Source organism: Porphyrobacter sp. TH134, from assembly GCF_002855495.1.
In the GTDB taxonomy this organism is placed as follows: domain Bacteria; phylum Pseudomonadota; class Alphaproteobacteria; order Sphingomonadales; family Sphingomonadaceae; genus Erythrobacter.
The window spans coordinates 25,453-46,869 of the sequence record NZ_PKRO01000016.1 but is presented as its reverse complement, the minus strand read 5'-3'; the positions used below and the strand labels follow the sequence as shown (position 1 = coordinate 46,869).

Annotated in this window: 18 protein-coding genes; 8 read left to right on the top strand and 10 right to left on the bottom strand. The window is 65.6% G+C overall.

What is annotated here, in order from left to right; genetic code table 11:
- The first annotated feature begins 79 nt into the window (after nt 1-79).
- Nucleotides 80-2,719, top strand: a complete 2,640-nt coding sequence (locus tag C0V72_RS08855) for a M14 family metallopeptidase (RefSeq protein WP_101793731.1) — start codon at nt 80-82, stop codon at nt 2,717-2,719.
- Nucleotides 2,720-2,777: 58 nt separating this feature from the next.
- Nucleotides 2,778-3,512 (top strand): hypothetical protein, encoded by a 735-nt coding sequence (locus C0V72_RS08850; RefSeq protein ID WP_172438967.1) that lies wholly within the window; start codon nt 2,778-2,780, stop codon nt 3,510-3,512.
- Here the strand turns inward: C0V72_RS08850 and C0V72_RS08845 are convergent.
- Together C0V72_RS08845 and C0V72_RS08840 are read right to left on the bottom strand one after the other, a co-directional pair.
- Nucleotides 3,486-4,163: a Fe2+-dependent dioxygenase gene (locus tag C0V72_RS08845; RefSeq protein WP_101793724.1), complete on the bottom strand. Its 678-nt coding sequence runs from the start codon at nt 4,161-4,163 to the stop codon at nt 3,486-3,488. The genes C0V72_RS08850 and C0V72_RS08845 overlap by 27 nt on opposite strands.
- Nucleotides 4,164-4,174: 11 nt before the next feature.
- A complete protein-coding gene (locus tag C0V72_RS08840) occupies nt 4,175-4,804 on the bottom strand; it encodes a TetR/AcrR family transcriptional regulator (protein WP_101793722.1) in 630 nt (209 codons plus the stop codon).
- A 119-nt stretch (nt 4,805-4,923) separates the two neighbouring features.
- On the opposite strand from C0V72_RS08840, the gene C0V72_RS08835 reads away from it, so the two are divergent.
- Nucleotides 4,924-7,254: a TonB-dependent receptor gene (locus C0V72_RS08835; protein WP_101793719.1), complete on the top strand. Its 2,331-nt coding sequence runs from the start codon at nt 4,924-4,926 to the stop codon at nt 7,252-7,254.
- Nucleotides 7,255-7,323: 69 nt separating this feature from the next.
- Here C0V72_RS08835 and C0V72_RS08830 read toward each other — a convergent pair whose 3' ends face one another.
- Nucleotides 7,324-7,581, bottom strand: a complete 258-nt coding sequence (locus C0V72_RS08830) for a hypothetical protein (RefSeq protein WP_101793717.1) — start codon at nt 7,579-7,581, stop codon at nt 7,324-7,326.
- 135 nt (nt 7,582-7,716) lie between these two features.
- On the opposite strand from C0V72_RS08830, the gene serS reads away from it, so the two are divergent.
- From serS to C0V72_RS08815, 3 genes are all read left to right on the top strand, one after another.
- The gene (gene serS, locus C0V72_RS08825; RefSeq protein ID WP_101793713.1) at nt 7,717-9,000 is read left to right on the top strand and encodes a serine--tRNA ligase; all 1,284 of its coding nucleotides are present in this window, start codon (nt 7,717-7,719) and stop codon (nt 8,998-9,000) included.
- Nucleotides 9,001-9,099: 99 nt separating this feature from the next.
- Nucleotides 9,100-9,864, top strand: coding sequence for a 5'/3'-nucleotidase SurE (surE, locus tag C0V72_RS08820; RefSeq protein ID WP_101793797.1), 765 nt, complete (start codon nt 9,100-9,102; stop codon nt 9,862-9,864).
- A gap of 11 nt (nt 9,865-9,875) precedes the next feature.
- Entirely contained in the window at nt 9,876-10,955 is a 1,080-nt protein-coding gene (locus C0V72_RS08815; RefSeq protein ID WP_101793711.1) for a potassium channel family protein, read from the top strand.
- On the opposite strand, the gene C0V72_RS08810 is transcribed toward C0V72_RS08815, so the two are convergent.
- Together C0V72_RS08810 and C0V72_RS08805 are read right to left on the bottom strand one after the other, a co-directional pair.
- Nucleotides 10,952-11,353 (bottom strand): DUF1761 domain-containing protein, encoded by a 402-nt coding sequence (locus C0V72_RS08810; protein ID WP_101793708.1) that lies wholly within the window; start codon nt 11,351-11,353, stop codon nt 10,952-10,954. The two genes, C0V72_RS08815 and C0V72_RS08810, sit on opposite strands and share 4 nt — an antisense overlap.
- Before the next feature lie 15 nt (nt 11,354-11,368).
- A complete protein-coding gene (locus C0V72_RS08805; protein ID WP_101793705.1) occupies nt 11,369-11,608 on the bottom strand; it encodes a DUF6356 family protein in 240 nt (79 codons plus the stop codon).
- Nucleotides 11,609-11,705: 97 nt separating this feature from the next.
- Between C0V72_RS08805 and rimO the strand changes: the two genes are divergently transcribed.
- Nucleotides 11,706-13,079, top strand: a complete 1,374-nt coding sequence (gene rimO, locus C0V72_RS08800) for a 30S ribosomal protein S12 methylthiotransferase RimO (RefSeq protein WP_101793701.1) — start codon at nt 11,706-11,708, stop codon at nt 13,077-13,079.
- A 13-nt stretch (nt 13,080-13,092) separates the two neighbouring features.
- Here rimO and C0V72_RS08795 read toward each other — a convergent pair whose 3' ends face one another.
- Nucleotides 13,093-14,643, bottom strand: a complete 1,551-nt coding sequence (locus C0V72_RS08795; RefSeq protein WP_101793698.1) for a hypothetical protein — start codon at nt 14,641-14,643, stop codon at nt 13,093-13,095.
- A 182-nt stretch (nt 14,644-14,825) separates the two neighbouring features.
- On the opposite strand from C0V72_RS08795, the gene C0V72_RS08790 reads away from it, so the two are divergent.
- Nucleotides 14,826-15,734, top strand: a complete 909-nt coding sequence (locus tag C0V72_RS08790; RefSeq protein WP_101793695.1) for a L,D-transpeptidase family protein — start codon at nt 14,826-14,828, stop codon at nt 15,732-15,734.
- Nucleotides 15,735-15,783: 49 nt separating this feature from the next.
- Here the strand turns inward: C0V72_RS08790 and tilS are convergent, their stop codons facing one another.
- The 4 genes from tilS to ptsP all read right to left on the bottom strand — a co-directional run bounded on the left by tilS (nt 15,784) and on the right by ptsP (nt 21,334).
- Entirely contained in the window at nt 15,784-16,794 is a 1,011-nt protein-coding gene (gene tilS, locus C0V72_RS08785) for a tRNA lysidine(34) synthetase TilS (protein WP_233999861.1), read from the bottom strand.
- Nucleotides 16,785-17,816 (bottom strand): tetratricopeptide repeat protein, encoded by a 1,032-nt coding sequence (locus C0V72_RS08780; RefSeq protein WP_233999860.1) that lies wholly within the window; start codon nt 17,814-17,816, stop codon nt 16,785-16,787. The genes tilS and C0V72_RS08780 overlap by 10 nt, the downstream gene beginning before the upstream one ends.
- A gap of 126 nt (nt 17,817-17,942) precedes the next feature.
- Complete coding sequence (locus C0V72_RS08775) at nt 17,943-18,914, bottom strand: helix-turn-helix domain-containing protein (RefSeq protein WP_101793693.1); 972 nt, start codon at nt 18,912-18,914, stop codon at nt 17,943-17,945.
- Between the two features lie 149 nt (nt 18,915-19,063).
- On the bottom strand, nt 19,064-21,334 hold the full coding sequence (ptsP, locus tag C0V72_RS08770) for a phosphoenolpyruvate--protein phosphotransferase (RefSeq protein WP_101793691.1): 2,271 nt from the start codon (nt 21,332-21,334) through the stop codon (nt 19,064-19,066).
- Nucleotides 21,335-21,417: the final 83 nt, after the last annotated feature.

Genomic DNA, 21,417 nt, shown 5'->3' with positions numbered 1-21,417 from the left:
CCTGCGCCAATCCTTCCTCGCTGCTTGACCAGGGCGCGCTGTTCGCGGCAAGGCTGGCGGGGGCCGGTTTCGGGCGATCATGCGAGGGCGTTTCATGAAGAGTGGGTTCTGGGGGCGGTGCCTCGTCGTGTTGGCGGCCGCGTTGGGTGCGGCTCAGCCGGCAGCAGCGCAATCGTTTGGCGAAGGCAGCTTCGATCCCGCGATCCCGACGCTGACCGGGACCGTGGGCCATGCACCGGGCGCACGCATCACCTCGCCCGATCAGACCTATACCTATCTCAAGGCGCTGGCAGACGCGGCGCCCGATCGCGCGCGGTTGGTGCAATATGCGGTCAGCTGGGAAGGGCGGCCGCTGTATTATCTGGTGCTGTCCGCGCCTGCCAATATGGCCCGGATTGAAGCGATCCGCGCCGACATGGCCACCATCGCCGCCGGGCGCGCGGGCAATGGTTCGGCCCTGCCGGTGACCTGGCTGGCTTACGGGGTCCACGGCAACGAGATTTCATCGACCGATGCCGCGCTGATGACCGCCTATCACCTGCTGGCCGCACAGGATGACGCACGCGCCGCCAAGATCATGGCGAACACCATCGTGGTCATCGACCCGATGCAGAACCCTGACGGCCGGGCACGGTTCGTGAACAACTTCCTCGCGGCGACCGGCATTGCGCCGGCCGGCGACCGGCAGGCTGCCGAGCATGACGAGCCCTGGCCGAGCGGGCGGGTCAATCACTACATGTTCGATCTCAATCGCGACTGGTTCACGCTCAGCCAGCCTGAAACCCGCGGCAAGGTCGCCGCGATCCGCGACTGGAACCCGGTGGTGGTGGTGGACCTGCACGAAATGGGCGGGGACGAAACGTACTTTTTCAGCCCGGCTGCCCAGCCCTTCAGCCCGAACCTGACGCCAGCCCAGATCCGCAGCTATGAGCTGATCGGACGCTACAACGCCGCCGCCTTCGATGCGCAGGGTGAGCCCTATTTCACGCGGGAGGTCTTCGACCTGTTTTACCCCGGATACGGCGATACGTGGAACGCGCATCAAGGCGCGATCGGCAGCACTTACGAACAAGGTTCAGCGCGGGGGCTGGTCTTTGCGCGGCGCGACGGGACCGAGCTGACCTATGCCGATGGGGTCGAAAATCACTTCACCGCCAGCCTGGCAACCGCAGCAGCGGTGGCTGACAACGCGCCCAAGTTCCTGTCGGACTTTGCCGCCTACCGTGCCGGCAACGCCGCTGGTGCGGCAGGGCGCGGGACTTATGTGATCGACCTTGCCAAGCGGCGCTGGAATGCCGAGCGGCTGGGACAGCGCCTCGCCCAGCAGGGCCTCACAGTGCTGCGGCGTGACGGCGCTGCCAGCGTTTGCGGCAAGACTTACCCCGCGGGCTATCTTGCCGTTCCGCAGGCCCAGCCCGGCGCCCGGCTGGTCAGGAGCTTGCTGGACCGCGACACGCCGCTTCCGCCGGATTTCCTTGCCGAACAGGAACGCCGCCGGTCGGTCGATCTGCCGCATGAATTGTATGATGTGACCGCGTGGTCGGTTGGACCGATGGCCGGCGTCGATGTCAGTCTGTGCAATGCTGCGGTCAGCGGCGATCCGCTGGCATCCGGCGCGCCGATTGCCGCCAAGGCGGAAGGCGCGGGCAGTTTTGGCATTGCCGTGCCCTGGACCGACAGCGGGCAGGCCCGCCTTGTCACAATGGCCCTGCGCGAAGGGATCGACGGTCGCAGCACCGACCGCGCCTTTACCACCGGCGGGCGTGAGTTTGCGCGCGGTACGGTGGTGTTCCCGGCGGGATCGAACGGCCCGGACAAGATGGCCCGCCTTGCCGAACTGGCCCGCGAGATCGGTGCCCACACTGTCGCTCTGGAAAGTGGTTGGACCGACAGCGGGCCAAACCTCGGCAGCGACCGATTCGTGCGCTTGACCCTGCCCCGCGTCGCGGTGGCGTGGGACGACGGTGTCTCGCAATTGAGTGCCGGTTCCCTGCGCTTTGTTCTGGAGCAACGGCTGGGCTTGCCGGTAACGCCGATCCGCACCGCCCGTCTCGCGCGGGCCGATCTTAGCGATTACGACGTTTTGCTGGTGCCAGAGGGCGATCCGTCCAGCGTGCTGGGTGATGCCGGCCAGCGCGCGATCCGCAGCTTTGTGCAGCGCGGCGGTGTTCTGGTGGCCGTGGGGGAAAGCCTTGAAAGCTTCAGCGGCGGCGACAATCCGCTGCTCGCCACCAAGCGCGAATCCGCTTTGGGCCGCGAGCCTGAAGGCGGGGACAGCGCAAAGGGCGATCTGGCCGAAGCGGCCGAATTGACGAGCGATGCCGAGTACCGCGAGGCGATCAAGGATCAGGCGGCCCTGCCCGACACGCTGCCGGGCGCGCTGCTGAATGTGGTGGGCGAGCCCGATCACTTCCTGTCCGCCGGCTATGATAATGGCGCTGTGGTGCTGGCGACAGGTACGCAGATCTTCACCCCGCTCGACCGGGCAACAGGCATCAACGTGCTGCGCTTTGCCGCGCCGGGTAACCTGATCGCCAGCGGCTATGTCTGGGACGAGAACCGGCGGCAGCTGGCCTATAAGCCCTACCTCATGGCACAGCCGCAGGGACGCGGGCTGGTGATCGGCTTTGCGCATGATCCATCGACCCGCGCCTATCTTGAAGGGCTCGACCTGATGATCGCCAATGCGGTGCTGGTGGCCCCGTCGCGGGTGCGGTGATCCGGCCCCCGGCGCTGCGCCCTTTGCGTGAACGAGCGACTGTGTCATCCTTGGCCTGATGGCGATGTTTGAAGCCCTTGTTGTCTTGCACGTTGTGACCGGCGCGATCGGGCTGACCGCGTTCTGGGGGCCGATCGTGACCCGCAAGGGCGCGGCCAATCATCGCAAGTGGGGCCGGGCGGCGTGCTATGGCTTTCTGGGCGCAGGCGCGCTGGCCATCGCAATGGCGCTGCTGTCGCTGTACGGGCCAGAAGCAAGGCACCCCGAAATCACGGACCGCGCGCTGTTCGATGGCCTGTTCGGGTGGATGATGCTGTATCTTGGCATCCTGACCATCGGCTTTGTCGACTATGGCCTTGCGGTGGTGAAGCACAATCGCACCCGGCGCGCCTTGCGCCGCCCGCGCTATCAGGCGGTGATCGCCGCCGTGATCGTGTCAGGCGCCTATTGCGGGTTTTATGGCTTTGCGGTCGGTCATCCGCTGATGATGCTGGTGGCGTTCATCGGAATTGTCGCCATGCTGATCCAGCAGCGCTACATCTGGCGCCGGAACGATCCGCCGCGCGGCACCCATATCGGCGAGCATTTCCGCGCGCTGATCGGCATGGGCATCTCGGCCTATACGGCGTTCCTGTCGGTTGGCCTGATCCGCATGATCCCCGAGCATGTGTTCAATCCGGCGATTTGGGCTGGGCCAAGCGTGATCGGCGTAAGCCTGATCCTTTACTTCACTGTGAAAAGCAAACGCGCCGCTGCCCCCCGCCCTTCAGGGCCGCGCCCACATCCGCAGTAGATTGGCCATCGTCTTGTCGAGGGTCAGCAGTTCGGGCGACTGGCCCGGCAAAGCTGCCCGCAAGCTGGCGCGCAGGTTTTCAAGATCAAACAGCATTTCGCGCTGAGCCGCATCGGCGACCAGGCTCTCGATCCAGCCGATACACACAATCCGCATACCGCGCGTCACCGGTGCCACTTCATGGATGCTGCCCGACGGGTAGAGCACCAGAGTTCCTGCCTCACCCTTGACCGTCTGCGTGACGCCGGCGGTGTGGATCACCAGTTCGCCGCCATCGTATTCGGCGGGCGGCGTGAGGAACAAGGTGAAGGACAGGTCCGTGCGCAGCCGGGCGCTGCCCCTGCCCATCAGGGCGTTATCGACATGCGCGCCATATTTGCCGCCCACCCCGGTCCGGCTGATAATTACCGGAGAAAAGCGGCGCGGCTGGGCGGCGGCCTTGATAACCGGGTGGTCGGCGATTGCGCGGCCAAGATCGTTCTGAAGCGCGCGCCCAGCGGTGCTGTTCATCGCGCCTTGTTCGTTACGCTTGACCTGGCGCGCGACAGAACCTGCCGTCTCGCGCCCATCGCGCCAGTCGAGCAAGGCGATCCGCTCGGCAATCGCGGCAAGGTCGCCCGCATCGGGAATGGCATCAACAACAAGGATCATACTGACGCGCCTTAGCGCCGCAGCACGCCTTGTGCCAGCAAGCGGTTGACCTTGGCGGCAACCTCGTCTGCGGCCAGCCCCGCCTCGCCCCATACGACATAACGCAAGCCGACGAACACGTTCATGCCCATCATGGCCCACGCCTCAAGCTCGCCCAGACCATCCCGAAACTCGCCTGCCGCCGCCCCTGCGCGAAGACGCTCGGCAATACGGGCGGCGATGGTTTCATAATGGGCCCGGTAACTGGCCGGATCGACGAACTCGGCTTCATCGATGATGCGGTAGATTTCCTTATGCTCGGCGGCAAAGCGCAGGAACGCCGCCAGCGCCGCGCGCTCGATCTCCAGCGGCCCCATGCCATCGCTCAGCGCCGATCGCGCACTGGTGCGCACCTTCTCGCTCATGTCGGCAACCAGCGCGCGAAACAGCGCGTCCTTGCTGTCGAAATAGGTGTAGAAGCTGCCCAGCGCCACACCCGCACGCCGGGTGATCGAACTGACCGAGGCTTCGTGGAAGCCCTTCTCGCCAAACTCTTCCGCCGCTGCATCCAGCAGCTTGCGCAAGGTGCGTCGCCCGCGCTCGGTCCGCGGCGTCTTGGCGTCGCCGCTCACAGGCGCTGCGCTGCTCTGAGTGTTGCCCATCAGCTACTCCCTCCACGCTTTCGGTAGGATGCGCAAGGCAAGCGCACAAGACTAAACTTGAAAGGTGGTTCAACTTTCAATATTGAGGCAGGTACAAGAGGGCCAGGAGAGGAAACCCCATGACCAAACAACTTTACACCCGCGCATTATTGCTCGCCGGTACGGCCGGACTTGCCGCCTTCGCCGCGCCGCTTGCCGCGCAGAACAGCGCCGCCGAAGCCGAAACCGAAGCCGAAACCGCCAGCGCCGAGGAAGATGGCACGATCTACGTCACCGCCCGCCGCCGCGAGGAACGCCTGATCGATGTGCCGCTGTCCGTCACCGCGCTGTCGGGCGATGATCTGGTCAAGCAGGGCGTGCAGGATCTGGTCGCGGTCGCCCAGCAGGTGCCCAACGTCACGCTGGAAGTCAGCCGCGGCACCAACACTACGCTGACCGCCTTCATCCGCGGCGTTGGGCAGCAGGATCCGGTTGCCGGCTTCGAGGCGGGCGTGGGCCTCTACGTCGACGACGTTTACCTCAACCGCCCGCAGGCCGCGGTGCTGGATATCTACGAGGTCGAACGCATCGAAGTGCTGCGCGGACCGCAGGGCACGCTGTACGGGCGCAACACCATCGGCGGCGCGATCAAGTATGTGACCGCCAGCCTGCCCGATGAAACCGCGGTCAAGATCCGCGGCACCTATGGCTCCTATGATCAGGCCGATCTCATCGTCAGCGCCTCAACCCCGATCAGCGACACCCTCAAGATCGGCGCGAGCGGGGCGCGCCTGTCGCGCGGGGGCTTTGGCGAAAACCTCACACTCGGCACCGAAAACTACAACAAGGACGTATGGGCCGCGCGGGCTACGGTCGAATTCGACAACGGCCCGGTGTTCGTCCGTCTGTCGGGCGATTACGTGAAGGATAATTCCGAAGCGCGCCAAGGCCACCGCTTCATCCCGAGCCTCATAACGCGCCAGCCGGTGCTGGATAACGTGTTCGATACCCGCGCAGGGCTCAATATTGTCGATCAGGAGGTCGAGGCCTGGGGCGGCGCGCTGAATATCGCCCTCGAACTGAGCGATACGATCACGGTCAAGTCGATCACCGGTTACCGCGAGGACTCCTCGACCACCCCGATCGACTTTGACAGCCTTGCCGCCGTCGATCTCGATGTGCCGGCGATCTACACCAACGACCAGCTCAGCCAGGAACTCCAGCTGCTTTACGAAGGCGACAAGCTGTCGGGCGTGCTGGGGTTCTACTATCTCGATGCCAACGCCTTCACCGCTTTTGATGTGGCGCTGTTCACCACGGTTCCCGGCCTTGCAGCGCAGACACTGGGCGATGTGAACACCAAGACGTGGTCGGTCTTCGGCGATTTCACCTATGATCTTCTCGACACGGTCAGCGTGTCGGTTGGCGGGCGTTACACCAATGACAAGCGCACCAGCCAGGTGCTGCGCACAACCTTCCTCGGCGGGTTCTCCAACCTGTTCGGCGGCACCGGTGTGGCCGCGGCCGTCACCAGCAATTTCAACGGCAGCGCGACGTTCAAGGATTTCAACCCGCGCGCCTCGATCAGCTGGCAGCCGAATGCCGATAACAATGTCTATTTTACCTATTCGCAGGGCTTCAAGGGCGGCGGCTTCGATCCGCGCGGCCAGACCACGGCCTGCCGCAACCCCCGCGGCGGGGCTTGCACGGCGGACGAGGTGTTCGACTTCATGAGCTTCGACCCGGAAACGGTCGACAGCTACGAACTGGGATGGAAATCCTCGCTGCTCGATAACCGGCTGAACATCAGCATTGCGGCCTTCCTGGGCCAGTACGAGAACGTCCAGATCCCCGGATCGGTCGGCTTCGATGGCAATGGCGACGGCGTGAACGAAAGCTTCATCGGCATCACCAGCAACGCGGCGTCGGCTGACGTCAACGGGATCGAATTCGAAGGCACGGCGCTGGTCGGCAAGGATTTTGCCGGCGATGGCAGCCGCTTCACCGTCAACTGGTCGCTCGGCGTGCTGGATGCCAAGTTCAACACCTTCATCGACAATTTCGGCCGCGATGTGGCCGATCAACGCGTGTTCCAGAACACGCCCGACGTTACCGCGCATATGGGGTTCAACATGGGCCTGCCGGTCGGCGGCGGGATGATGGATGTCATCGGCCTTGCCTCGCTTCGGTCAGACGCGAGCCAGTTCGAAGTGCCCAACCCCTTCCTCGATCAGGATGGCTTCGTGCTGGTGGATGCGAGCATTGTCTACACCGCCGACAGCGGGCTGTGGTCGCTCGGGCTGCACGGCAAGAACCTGTTCGACAAGGAATATATCGTTGCCGGTTACAACTTCGTGGCGGGCGGGGTCGGCGGCGCGCCGTTTGTCTCGACGCTGGGGCGCGAAGGCACGCTGACCGGATTCTACGGCGATCCGCGCCGGGTGTTCGTGACCGCGCAGCTTAATTTCTGATCCTGACGCGATGATTGCTAAGGGGCGGCAGCGGGTTTTGGTGCCCACGGCCGCCCCGTTGTTTTCGGCTCAGTAATCGCCCGACCATGCAACCGGGATCGGGTTGGTGGGCGGCGGTGCTGCGGGGGTCCGGGCGGCGGCGCGCCGGTCCAGCACACGCTTGGCGGCATAGCCTCCGGCAGCCAGGACGGCCACGGCGGGAAGACCGATCCGCGCGAGAACAGCAGGCAGCGCCGCACCTGCCAGAGCGCCGGTTGCGCCGCCCACTGCGGGCGTTTTTCCAGCGAGCCTTGCGCCGATCACAGCGCCGATTGTTTGCTTGAGCATGGGAGTTCTCCTTTGCCCGCCATCAACCGGCGCAGGCGCGGGAATGTTCCGCCGCCGGTCGCACCACCAGCCCCGTCCGGCGCACAGGCCAAGCCCCCTTTCCTTGCGCAGCAGGAGCGGGCATAGGCGCGGGCCATGCACGACATTCGTTTTATCCGTGAAAACGCCGAGGCTTTTGACGCAGGGCTGGCCCGGCGCGGGCTGCCCCCGCAGGGCGCCGATCTGATCGCGCTCGACGAGGCCCGCCGCGAGGCGGTGACCGCAGTGCAGATCGCGCAAAGCCGCCGCAACGAGGCATCGAAGCTGATCGGCGCCGCGATGGCCAAGGGTGACAAGGATGGCGCCGAAGCGATCAAGGCCGAGGTCGCCGCGCTGAAAGAGCAGATGCCTGCCCTTGAGGCGCAGGCGGATGAGTTGGCTGCAAAGCTCAAGGCCGCGCTGGAGATCATCCCCAACCTGCCGGGTGCGGACGTGCCCGATGGCGGCGGCGAGGAGGAAAATGTCGAAGTGTCGCGCTGGGGCGATCTGCGAGAGTTCGACTTCACGCCGAAAGAACATGCCGACATCGCGCCTGCACTGGGCATGGATTTCGAAACCGGCGCAAGGCTGTCCGGCGCCCGCTTCACCTTCCTGCGCGGCGGCATGGCGCGGCTGCACCGCGCGCTCGGCCAGTTCATGCTGGACGTGCAGACGGGCGAGCATGGCTATGCAGAGTGCAACCCGCCGGTGCTGGTGGGCGACGATGCCATGTATGGGACAGACAAGCTGCCCAAGTTTGCCGAGGATAGCTTCAGCACCACCAACGCTCGCTGGCTCATCCCCACCTCGGAAGTCTCCCTCACCGCCAGCGTCATGGGCGAACTGCTCGACGAAGCCGCCTTGCCGCTGCGCCTCACCGCGCTGACCCTGTGCTTCCGCTCCGAAGCGGGCGCGGCGGGGCGCGATACGCGCGGGTTCATCCGCCAGCACCAGTTCGAAAAGTGCGAGTTGGTCAGCATCGTCAAGCCGGAAGACTCCGAAGCCGAACACCAGCGCATGGTCCGCGCGGCGGAAACCATCCTTGAGCGCCTGAACCTCCCCTATCGCAAGCTGCTGCTGTGCACCGGCGACATGGGCTTTGGCGCGCGCAAGACCTATGACCTTGAGGTCTGGCTCCCCGGCCAGGGCGCTTACCGCGAGATCAGCTCGTGTTCGAACACCGGCGATTTCCAGGCCCGCCGCATGAATACCCGTTACCGCGTCGCGGGCGAGAAGCGCACAGAATTCGTCCACACCCTCAACGGCTCGGGCCTCGCGGTCGGGCGCACGCTGGTGGCGGTGATCGAGAATTACCAGAACGCCGATGGTTCGGTCACCGTACCGGAAGCGCTGCGTCCGTATATGGGCGGCATCACAACCCTTAATCCCCGTTCGTCCTGAGCTTGTCGAAGGACTGCCCTTCTTCTCCGCGACTTGCGCAACCAAAGGAAATACAGTGCTTCGACAAGCTCAGCACGAACGGGATAAGGGGTTGTGGCTGTGAGAATCCTCCTCACCAATGACGACGGTATCCACGCCCCCGGCCTCAAGGTGCTGGAGCAGATCGCGCGCCAGTTTTCTGACGACATCTGGATCTGTGCGCCATCAGAGGAGCAATCGGGTGCGGGCCATTCGCTCACACTAACGCGGCCCGTCCGGCTGCAAACGCTGGGGGAGCGGCGCTTTGCGGTCACCGGCACGCCGACCGATTCGGTGATGATGGCGCTGCGCACCGTCATGCCCTCGCCGCCCGACATCATCCTGTCCGGCGTCAACCGCGGGGCCAATCTGGCCGACGACATCACCTATTCCGGCACGGTCTCGGCCGCGATCGAGGGCGCGCTGGCGGGCATCCGGTCGATCGCCTTCAGCCAGGTCTATGCCCGCGAAGGCATGGGCGATGATGTGCCCTTCGGCGCGGCGCTGGAATGGGGGCCGAAGGTGCTCGAAAAGCTGATCGATGCGCCGATGGCGGACCGCACGCTCATCAACGTCAACTTCCCGGCCCGCCCGCCCGAAGACGTGCGCGGTATCCGCGTGGTGCGCCAAGGCTTCCACGATTATTCGCGCGGCACCATCGTCGAGGGCCGCGACCCGCGCGGCTATCGCTATTTCTGGTTCGGGCTGGACCAGATCGAACACACGCTGGACCACGGGACCGATCTTGAAGCGATCGAGGATGGCTATGTCGCGGTGACGCCCTTGCAGCTCGATCTGACCCATTATTCGACCATCGGCATTCTGGCCGACCGGTTCGGCGGCTGACACCCAGCGGGATGGCAAAGCCGGCCAGCCGCAATCCTTTCCGGCGCAAGGCGCTGCTGGCAGACCAGTTCCGTCCGTTGCGGCGGCAGGTCCGGATCCCGGTGTGGGGCGACCTTGGCATCCGCACCAGCCTCGCCTTCGCGCTGATCGCGCTGGTGATTGCGATCCACTGGTGGGACCGGGCGGGGCTGAAAGACAATCACGACGGGGTCATCAGCTTCCTCGACGTTGTCTATTTCACCATGATCAGCATCACCACCACCGGCTTTGGCGATATCGCGCCGATTTCGGACCGGGCACGGCTGATCGAGGCCGTGATCGTCACCCCGGTGCGCATCGCCGTGCTGTTCATCTTCGTGGGCGCCGCCTACGACTTCGTCATCAAGCGCAGCTGGGAGAAGTTTCGCATGGCTCGTATCCAGGAACAGCTGACCGATCATGTGGTGGTGCTGGGCTTCGGCGTCTCCGGCTCGCAGAGCGTCGGCGAGCTGATCGCGCGCGGGGTCGATCCGCGTTGCATCGTGGTGATCGACCCCTCCGAAGAACGCCTGACCGAAGCAGAGAAGCTCGGCGTCAACGTCATGGCCGCCGATGCGACGCGCGACGAGACACTGAAGTCGGTCCGCATTGCCGAAGCGCAGAGTGTGCTGGTCAGCGCCGGGCGTGACGACACCTCGATCCTGATGGTGCTGACCGTGCGCCACCTCGCCCCCAAAGTGCCGATCAGCGTGGTGGTGCGCGCCGAGGACAATGAACTGCTGGCGCGGCAGGCGGGGGCGAACAATGTCATCAACCCGGTGCGGTTTACCGGCCTGCTGCTGGCCGGCAGCGTCAAGGGCGCGCATATCGCCGATTACCTCGCCGACCTCGCCAGCGTCGGCGGCCGCGTGCAGCTGGTCGAGCGCGAAGTGACCGAGGCGGAATGCGGCAAATCGATCAGGGAATTGGAAAGCGGCGGCACCGGACTGCGGGTCTATCGCAATGGCCGCGCGATCGGCTTCTGGGAGGATGACTGCCAGATGCTCCAGCCAAGTGATGTGGTGGTCGAGATCGTCCCCACCGCGCCCAATGAGAGCGGATCAGCCCGCTAGGCGCGAAACCAGACGAACACACCGCCCATCGCCGCCATGCCGACAAGAAAATGTCCGGCATCGATCAGGAACAGCGCCAGCGGCTTGCGCTGGTGCAGATAGTTGATCCCGATGGCCGGGATCATCACCCCAAGCGCAAATCCCACCGCCATCATCATGACCACAAAGGCCGGCGGATCGGTGCGCGCCAGCAGGTGCCACAGCACCATCGCCACCAGCATTTCAAAGGCAAAGGTCAGGGCGAAAATCAACGCCATGTTGCTTGTCCGCAGCTGGCTGTTCGACAGCCCGGCCGCGCGCTGCCACGGCTTGGCGAAGATCAGCCCGTACCACAGCATCCCGATAACGAAGAAAGCAAACGCCCCCGCCAGCACCGGAACCAGAGCAAAATCTTCCATGTGCGTCTCCTCGCCTCAGATGACGTAGGCGAATTCTTCTTCGGCAGGCGTTGCCTTGCGGCCGCGCATTTCCGCATCGAGCTGCACCACGGTGCGGCTCGCGGTCTTGACGAACAGGCCGGGCACCAGCGCGTGCACCATGCAGGCCAATCCGCCCACCGCCATCCGCCAGCCGAAACTGAAAGCGGTGCGGGCATGCTGGCCATAGGTTTCGCCAATGGCGCGCGGGTGGTCAATGAAGAGCTTGGCGATCATGGTGCCCCAGATGCCCGAGGCGCAGGCTGGCGGTCAACCCCGCACGCAGAGGATATTCTGGCGCAAAGCCCGCACACAGTGTAGGGGGCGCGCCGCTATGTCCACCTCCGCCCTCACTTTGCCCGACCAGAAGACTATCGGCATGGTCAGCCTCGGCTGTCCCAAGGCGCTGGTCGATTCCGAGCGGATCCTCACCCGGTTGCGCGCCGATGGCTACGCCTTTGCCGAGGATTATGCCGGGGCCGATGTGGTGCTGGTCAACACCTGCGGCTTCCTTGACAGCGCCAAGGAAGAAAGCCTCGCCGCGATTGGAGAGGCCATTGCCGAAAACGGCCGCGTGATCGTGACCGGCTGCATGGGCGAGGAAGCTGACGCGATCCGCGCCGCGCACCCGCAGGTGCTCGCGATCACCGGGGCGCATCAATACGAACAGGTGGTTGAAGCGGTCCACACCCACGCGCCGCCGAGCCAAGGGCCGTTTATCGACCTGATCCCGCAGCCCGATATCAAGCTGACCCCGCGCCATTACAGCTACCTCAAGATTTCCGAGGGCTGCAATCACTCCTGCGCCTTCTGCATCATCCCCGATCTGCGCGGCAAACTCGCCAGCCGCCGGGTGGACGCCTGCCTGCGCGAGGCGGAGAAGCTGGTCGCGGCGGGGACGAAGGAACTGCTGATCATCTCGCAGGACACCAGCGCCTATGGCGTGGATATCCGGCACGAGACCCGCCAGTGGAAGGGCCGCGATGTCCGCGCGCACATGACCGATCTGGCGCGCGAGCTTGGCGGCCTTCGCACGCCCGAAGGCCAGACGCCGTGGGTGCGGCTGCACTATGTCTACCCCTACCCCCATGTCGATCAGGTCATCCCGCTGATGGCAGACGGGCTGCTGACGCCCTACCTCGACATCCCGTTCCAGCACGCCAGCCCCAAGGTGCTGAAGCTGATGCGCCGCCCCGCGAACGAGGCCAAGGTGCTCGAACGGCTGAAGTCGTGGCGCGCGATCTGCCCGGACATCGCAATCCGCAGCTCCTTCGTGGTCGGCTTCCCGGGTGAGACCGAGAAGGATTTCCAATATCTGCTCGACTGGCTGGAGGAAGCGCAGCTCGACCGCGTCGGCGCGTTCCGGTTTGAACCCGTTGAAGGCGCAGCGGCCAATGCCCTGCCCGATCAGGTGCCGGAAGCGATCAAGGAAGAACGCTACGCCCGGATCATGGAAGTGACAGAGCGGATCAGCGCCGCCAAACTCACCGCCAAGATCGGACGCACGCTGCCCGTCATCATCGACGAGGTTGGCGAACCGGACGAGGATGGCGATATCGGCGCCACGGGCCGCAGCCAGGCCGACGCACCCGAAATCGACGGCGCGGTGTATCTGCGCAATGTGCCGGAAAGCCTGAAGCCGGGGGATATCGTAAGTGCGACCATCGAAGATTCCGATGCGCACGACCTGTTCGGAGTGATCGCTTAGCGCGGCTAAGCGGTCAGCGCTGCGCCCCCTCCGTGCGGTTCACCCGTTTGAGGGCGGCCTGCGGGATGAAGGCCTCGGGCATCGGGCGGACATGCTTTGACAGTTCGGCAGCGAGTTCGGGGTAGGCCTCCAGCAGATCGGTCGCCTGCGGCAGAATCGTTGCAGTGTAGAACAGATCAAGCTCGTCGGTCTCGAAGGCGCTGAGCGTGGTTTCGCGCAGGCCATCGTCGCGCAGGGCCTGCAACAGCAGCGCGGCAGCTTCATCTTCAAAGCCGTGGCACATCAGCCCGCGCGCAGTGAGGGCAAGGCCCTGCTTCCAGTTTTCTCGCAGATAAGCCAATTCGGCCTGAGCATCCTGCGCACGGCCCAGCTGTTGGAAAGCACAGGCACGATCGGCGGCAATGATCAGCTTTGCATAGGTGCTGCCCTGCGACTTGGCGACCTCGCGGGCGAGATCTGTGGCCTTTAGCCCATCCTGCCACCTACCTTGCCCAACCAACCGTGAGGCGCGGTTGATGACAAAGTTCACGACCCAGTTGTGTTCATCGGGATCGACTTTGGCCAGCTCGTCAAACACGGCATCGGCCTTCTCGGGCTGACCGAGCGAATCATAGGCATAGGCCTCGATGTTAAGGGCCCACGCATCGCCCTCCTCGATTGCCTTGCCGCGCGCCGCCCGCTCGCGCCAGCGCTGGGCCAGCGCTGCGGCTTCGACAAACTGGCCGTTGTAATGGAGCGCATGGGCCGCTTCGGAAAAGCGGTCACGGTCCTCGGGAGCATTGGTGAGCCGCGCGCGGGCGAGGCGCACATGCTCGTCCCCGATGGCGGCCAGATTGGCACCGGCCCGTGCCTCGATCGCAGGCCAGAACGGCGCGTAGGTGCGCTGCGTCAGCATGTCGATGTAGCTCGTCGGACTGGTGATCGAGACCAGCAGCCCCGCCGCCAGATCCCCGCGCTCCGCCAGAGCGGCCGCGCGCAGGCCTGCCATCGCGACAACTTCGTACAAGGCGGTGTCGAGGAAGGCGAACTTGCCGCTTTCCACCCACTCCAGCGCCAACGCATCAAGCGCCGCCAAACGTCCGGTTCGCCGTGCCAGCCGCACGGCCCCCCAAAAATCATCACGGTCGAGGGTGCCGAGCCCGGCATTATCGAGCCCGCGCAGATGGGCAATCATTGCGTCCGCATCGTCGAGACGGTTGGCAAAGTAGAGCGCAAGCCCGGTTTTGGGATCGTCCGGGTTCAGCTCGGCTAGTTCGGCCACGATCTTCGCGCCATCGGCATAGCGCTTCTCGTCATCGGCACACAGGGCCTCGGCGAAGAGGCGCAAGGGCTTGATCTGGGCGGGGGTAGGCGCCTTGGCTTCGAGTGCCTTCGTTACCGGCACGCCGAAGCTGCACGGCTCGCGCCTCCAGCGGTTCTTGTCTCTGGCAAACAGCTCGGCAATCCCGCGCGCGTCCATCGCAGCTAAATCGGGCAGCGGCTCCGGCGCAGGATCGCGCGCTGCAAGTGGTGCGGCGAGCAGCACGCCGGTAAGCGCCAGAACCGTATGAAAGGCCAGTGTCATGCGTGCGATCCCCTTGTTCGTATGTCGTTTTCCCGCATTCGGGACCCAAAAGAAAGTGCAAAGCGACGGCCCCTTTTCACAACGAGCCAGCGCGTTAACCCCTGCGCCCCGCCCGTCCCCCGCCGGGACGCGCGTGCGTTAACCGCTGGCAACCGGATGGCTTACGCGGCATAATCCGCTCCATGATCCGGGCTCTTGCATTCCTCATCGCCGTTGCTGTGCTGCAATATACTGCGTTCGCGCAGTCGACCGCCGGTCAGGCGGCCGACGCCGCAGAGGCGGTCGCCGCGCGGGCTTCGGGCGCGTTTGAGGCCATCGATCCCGATGCCGAACTGCCATCGGCCGATGATGCCGCGGCGGTCTATGCCGGCCTGCCTCCCTTGGCGGGCGAACCAGCCCCCGCGCCTGACGCGCTGCCCGCACAGGCTCAGGCGTCGGAACCTGTGATCGCCGCCCTACCCGATATCGCGCCCGGCCCGGTCGCTGCCGAACCGGCCGCGCCGCGCGGTCCGGCGGTGCGAATGATCGCCAACGAGGTGGTGCAACCCCTGCCTGCCCCTGCCATGCCTGCGGCGGCCCCCGCGCCCGTGGCGGCCCCTGCGCCTGCGGCCACCCTCGCCAGCAGCGATCCCTTTGTCATCAAATCGATCCTGCCGATCGAAGGCTCGATCCGCTACGGCGACTGGTTCTGGGACGAAAGCGCCGCGCCGGGCGCAGGCAAGCTGGTCATCACGGTTGATCTGGCAGCCCGCGTCATCAGCGCGTTTCGCGACGGGCACGAAATTGGCACGGCGGTTGTGCTGGTGGGCACGCAGTCACACCCCACCCCGCTCGGCACCTTCCCGATCCTGACCAAGGAACGCGACAATGTGTCCGAGAAGTACAATAACGCGCCTATGCCCTGGACCCTGCGCCTGACGTGGGATGGGATCGCCATCCACGGCTCGCCGGTGATGAACGGCTATGCCAGCCACGGCTGCATCGGCGTACCGGACGAATTCGCCGCCAAACTGTTCGCCGCCTCCAAGCGCGGGGACAAGGTCATCATCACCCGCGGCAGGATGATCGGCATCGGCGACAAGGTGCTGTAGGTCTCGGCCACCTTCGGTGGCGCAGACCTCCCGTCGCGCAGCAGCGCGATCAATTCAGCGAACGCGCAGGTTCCGGCCGGAAGCGCCACACCCGCATGGGGACGCCGATCTTTTCGACCCGCTCGGTCCCCGGCACGGCCAGCACGCCGCCGAGCGACGCATTCTCGCCTGCCCACAGCCGATCCCACGCCCGCGCGGCCTCGCTGCGGGTGGCATGACCGCCCAATTCGTGGATGATGCTGCAGATCGTCTCGATCGCGATAATACGCGGCACATTGGCGCAATAGGTGAAGCCCAGCCCGCCGGGTGCCGTGTCATCGCGGATCACCATTTCGTGCCAATCGAGTTCCGCATACCAGCTGAGCGCCTGCCAGCTTTCCGCCAGATGCGCAGCGCTGGCGGCGATCTGCACCGGATCAAGCCATGCAGCATCAGCGATCGCCATGCGCAGGCGGGCGCGGTCGAAATCGGAATTGGTATTGCTGGGATCTTGCGCCGGCGTAATCCCCGCAGCCGCAACCACGGCGGCAAGGTCAGCCTTGCGCCATCCCAGCAGCGGGCGCAGCAGCGTGATCTCGCTGTCGGGAATGGCAGCGCGCGGGCGAACCCCGGCAAGGCCTGCCAGCCCGCTCCCCCGATTGAGCCGCATCAGCAGCGTTTCGGCCTGATCGTCGGCGTGATGCGCGGTGGCGACTGCGCCCAGCCCCGCCTGCTGCGCCCAGCGCGCCAGCGCCGCGTAACGGGCCTCGCGCGCTCTGGCCTGCAAATTGCCCGGCGCCAATGTCACCGCCATAGGCGCGAAAGGAATGCCGCGTTCGCCCGCAATCCGCTCGACCAGGGCCAGCTCGCCCGCTGCCTCGGCACGCAGGCCGTGATCGATGCTGGCCACCGCGATGCGTCCGGGCAGCGCGGCGTGCGCCAGCAGCAGCAGCGCGATGCTGTCCGGCCCGCCCGAAACCGCAAGGCCCAGCGGGCCGCTGCGATCATCTGCGGGCCAGAGCGCAGCCAGATCGGCGGCAAAGCGGGCGACGGCGTCCGGCGCGGGGCTGGTCAGTTGCACTTTACCTTGGCGCGGTTGGCCTGATAGTCGGTTGCCAGCCGTCCTGACGCGATCAGCGGATAGGTCTCGGCAAATTCGGCGAGCGCAATGCAGGCCCGCTTGGTGTCGTTCATCGCGATCATCGACGCGCCGAGATACAGCAGGCTGTCCGGGGCGCGATCGCCGGCCTTATTGGACTGGTAATTGCGCAGGAACCAACGTGCCGCATCCTCGGGCATCTTGTCGTCAAGGAATGCCCGGCCCAGCAGATTGCGGCCGAAGCTGATCCGCGGGTGGTTGGGGTACTGCTCGACGAACTTGGTGAGTTGCTGGCGCGCTTCGGGGAAGAACCCGGCGCTCCACAGCCGGAAGCCGTAGGAATATTCGTCATCGCCAGCATCAGCCGTTTGCGGCTTCGCGATGGCCTGCACCGCAGCCAGACGGGCGGCGCTCGGCCCGGTGGCAGCGGCCGCCGCGCTGGGGGCCGGGGTAATCGCTGGCACTGCCGGACGGACCGTGGGCGTGGCCGCAGGCGTGATCGGAGCTGGAGCCGGGGCCGAAAGCGTTGGCGCCGGCTGCAAAGCGGGCGCGCTGCCCGGCGCGGACAGTGCAGGCGCGGCTCCGGCGGTCTCCAGCGCAAGCAACCGCTGTTCAAGCTGCGACAGCGTGTTGGCCTGCTCTTCCGACCGCGCGGTCATGGCCTGAAGCTGCACCTCCAGCGCATCCAGCCGGACGAGGATATCGGTCACCGCTGTCGCTGAAGGCACGGCGCCGGTCGCAGGGGCCGCAGGGGTCGTCCCCGTTGGCGTGCCGGGGGCAATCTGCGGCTCGAAGAACCGCGCATCTCCGCCCGGGAAAACCTTGCGCTGCAAGGCACGGACTTCCGCTTCGAGCTTGCGCACCCGGGCTTCGGCAGCATCATCCTGGGCAAGCAGCGGCTGGGGTGCAGCAGCACTGGCGATGATCGCCGCGCTGACCAGCGCCGCACCGGCAAGGCGCAGCGGGATCAGCCTGAGCGGATGGTTTTGCAGGAGGGGTGTCACGGCTAGTCAGGCTCCCTGTCAATGGCCCCGCGCCAGCGGTGCGGGCCATATAAGTCTATGGTAAACTGTGCCGCGTGCCGCAGCCCAAGTCGATAGCCGCAAGCCCGCTCATCAACCGGAAAAGCGTTAACGACCCGGCCCTGTTTCGCTCGTCGGAACGGTTTCGGAAAGCGGGGCCGACGCGGCAGGCGCGGATGCGGCAACTGCCGAAGGCTCGGCGAGAGGCGGACGCGTCGCCGGTGTGCGGCGATCAGCCTGCCGCCGGGCCGGAGCAACACCGCCCGCCAGCGGCGCGGCTGCGTCTGTTGCCGCGGCCGGCGCAGCGCGGGCCAGCAGGGCTGCGGCAGACACCGGGGCCCCTGAAATCGTCTGCGCCCGCTCAGCCAGCTTTGGCGCTGGCTGGCCGCCGATCGTGATCGTCAGGGCATCGGGCCGCCCGGTGTTGATCCGCGGATCGCGCGCGGTGGCTGGCACCTCGACCGTCTCGCCCTGCTTGAGCGTCCGTTCGGTCAGGCGTTCGCCGCCTTCTTCATAGAGCCTGATCCACACCCCGTCTTCAGCGGCCGTCAGAATAACGGCGCCGCCGGGGACCGCCGATGGCGCGGCAGCGACGGGCGCCGCGGTCACGACGGGCGGCGGCGCGGTCAGCGGTCCGGGCTGCGTTCCGGCAGCGAAATAGGTGGAGTAGAAGGCAAAGCCGCCGATCGCGAGCACCAGCACCGCCGCCCCGCTCGCCCAGGCCAGACCCGCAGACGGCAGGCGCGCGGGATCGCCCGGCTCCATATCCGCCAACGGCACTGTCCGCCGCATGGATCCATCGGCCAGCTCGGCGCGCACAGCCTCGGTGATCTCGACATCATCAAGCCCCACAGCCTTGGCGAAGGTGCGCGAGAACCCGATGGCATAGGCGCGGCTGGGCAGGCTTTCAAAATTGCCCTCTTCAATCGCTTCAAGATGGCGCAGCGGGATGCGCGTTTCCGCAGCAATATGCGCCAGATCGAACCGCAACGCCTCGCGCGCGGCACGCAGGCGCATGCCGGGCGTGGTGAACGGCAGTTCGGGCGCAATATCTGCGCTGGTGAGATTTTCGCTGTTCATGACCCGGGTCCGCGCCTTCTTTACGAGGCTTTGAGTGAGAGAAACTGTGTGAATTGTCCTTGAACGGGACTCACCCGTTGGCGGGCGTCCTGTCAAGCATCGCTGTTGCACGCTGCCGCAGCAGGCGCACGCTTCTCCGCAGGACGGTGTCAGTCGTATTCAATATCGCGCGCATCCGCCCATGCCGAAAGCTGTTGGCGCAGGTTGATGCTGGGATCGGCAAGCCAGCCGGTCATCGCGGCGGTCAGCTCGGCCAGATCGACCTTGCGCACCAGTTCCTTGATGGGGCCGACAGCGGCGGGGGTGATCGACAGGCGGCGGTAACCGATGCCCATCAAGGCCAGCGCCTCCAGCCGGCGGCCGCCCATTTCACCGCAGACCCCGATATCGACACCGCTGCCGACGCTGTTCTGGATCACGCGGCGCAGGAACCTGAGGATCGACGGGCTGAGCCAGTCGTAGCGTTCGGCCAGCTTGGGATTGGCGCGGTCGGCGGCGAACAGGAATTGCGTCAGATCATTGGTGCCAATCGACAGGAAGCTGAGTTTGGGCAGCAGCAGATCGAGCACTTCGGCCAGCGCCGGCACCTCCAGCATCGCGCCAAAATGGATGCGTTCGGGCAGCAGCTTCTTTTGCGCGCGCAGGAAGGTGAGCTGTTCGTCGAACACGGCCTTGGCCGCATCAAACTCCCACGGTTCGGAAACCATTGGGAACATCACGTAAAGCGACCGCCCACCCGACGCCTCCAGCAAGGCGCGCGCCTGGATCTTCATCAGACCCTCGCGTTCCAGCGCCAGCCGCAGCGCGCGCCAGCCCATCGCCGGATTTTCATCCTGCGCCGCGATTTCGCTGGCGAGGTAGGGCACGGACTTGTCGCCGCCGATATCAACCGTGCGGAAGATCACCGGCTTGTCGCCCGCTGCATCCAGCACATCGCGGTACAGCCGCGTCTGGCGGTCGCGCTGCGGCAGGGTGGCGGACACGAGGAACTGAAATTCGGTGCGGAACAGGCCGACACCATCTGCGCCCGTCAGCCCGAGCGAGCTCATATCGTCGCGCAGGCCCGCATTCATCATCACCTGAATGCGGGTGCCGCAGCGCGTGAAAGGCTCCACATCCCGCAGCGATGCATAGGCGGCCTGCTTTTCGCGGCTCTTGGCAAAGCGGGTCTGGAACGCTTCAGCGACCTGCGGCAGCGGGCGAACAGTGGCAGTGCCCGCCCCTGCGTCGAGCAGGATCTCGTCACCTTCGCGGATCGTACCCCGCACAGCCTTGGTGCGGCCGATCACGGGCACATTCATCGCCCGGGCCACGATGACCACGTGGGCGGTCAGCGATCCTTCTTCCAGAATGACGCCCTTCAACCGGCGCTTGTCATACTCCAGCAGTTCGGCCGGGCCGAGATTGCGGGCGATGAGGATCGTGTCGCGCCGCAGCCCTTGCGATGCAGCGGTGCCGACCTGCCCTGCGACAATCCGCAGCAGGCGGTTCGCCAAATCCTCCAGATCGTGCATCCGGTCGGCCAGCAGCGCATCGTCAATCTCGCGCATCCGCATCCGGGTGTGCTGCTGCACCCGTTCAATCGCGGCTTCGGCGGTAAGGCCTGAGTCGATCGCCTCGTTGATGCGCCGCGACCAGCCTTCATCGTAGGCGAACATCTTGTAGGTTTCGAGCACCTCTTCATGCTCGCCCCCCGCGCCGAATTCGGCCTGGCTGGCAAGCGTGTCGATCTGCTCGCGCATCTTGTCAAAGGCGCGGTACACCCGCTGGCGTTCAGCCTCGGTGTCTTCGGCCATGACCTGCGTGATTTCGACGCGCGGCTGGTGATAGACCGCATGGCCCGCGCCGAGCCCTTTCACCAGCGTCAGGCCGGTCAGCGTCTGCGGCCCGGTCATCTCGGCGGTCAGCCCCCGCGCTTCTTCCTCATCAACCAGTTCGGCGTTGGCGATCAGCTCGCTCAGCACCATCGCGGTGGTCTGAAGCGCTTCGATTTCGACCTCTTCGTAGCGGCGCGGTTCGACATGCTGGACGCAGAGCACGCCCACCGCACGCGCACGGTAGACAATGGGCACACCGGCAAAGGAGTGGAACTTTTCCTCGCCCGTTTCGGGGCGGTACTGGAAGTCGGGGTGGGCCTTGGCTTCGGCAAGGTTGAGCGTTTCGACCTTCTGCGCAATCGCGCCGGTCAGCCCCTCGCCAATCGCCATGCGGGTGACGTGCACCGCGCTTTGATTGAGGCCGCGGGTCGCAAACAGCTCCAGCATGCCTTCGCGCAGCAGGTAAATCGAGCACACCTCGCTCGACAGGCATTCACCGATGATTTCGACGACCTGATCCAGCTTTCCCTGCGCGTGCATGCGCGAGGCCATCACCTCGGTCAGGCGGGTCAGGATCTGGCGGGCGGCGGCTGCGGCGGTCATACCTTAGGCGGTCTATTCAAACCGCGCAGTAAATGCAAAACCCCTGATTGCAGCCCGCCGCGCGCCGGGGGTGCCCGGCCCCG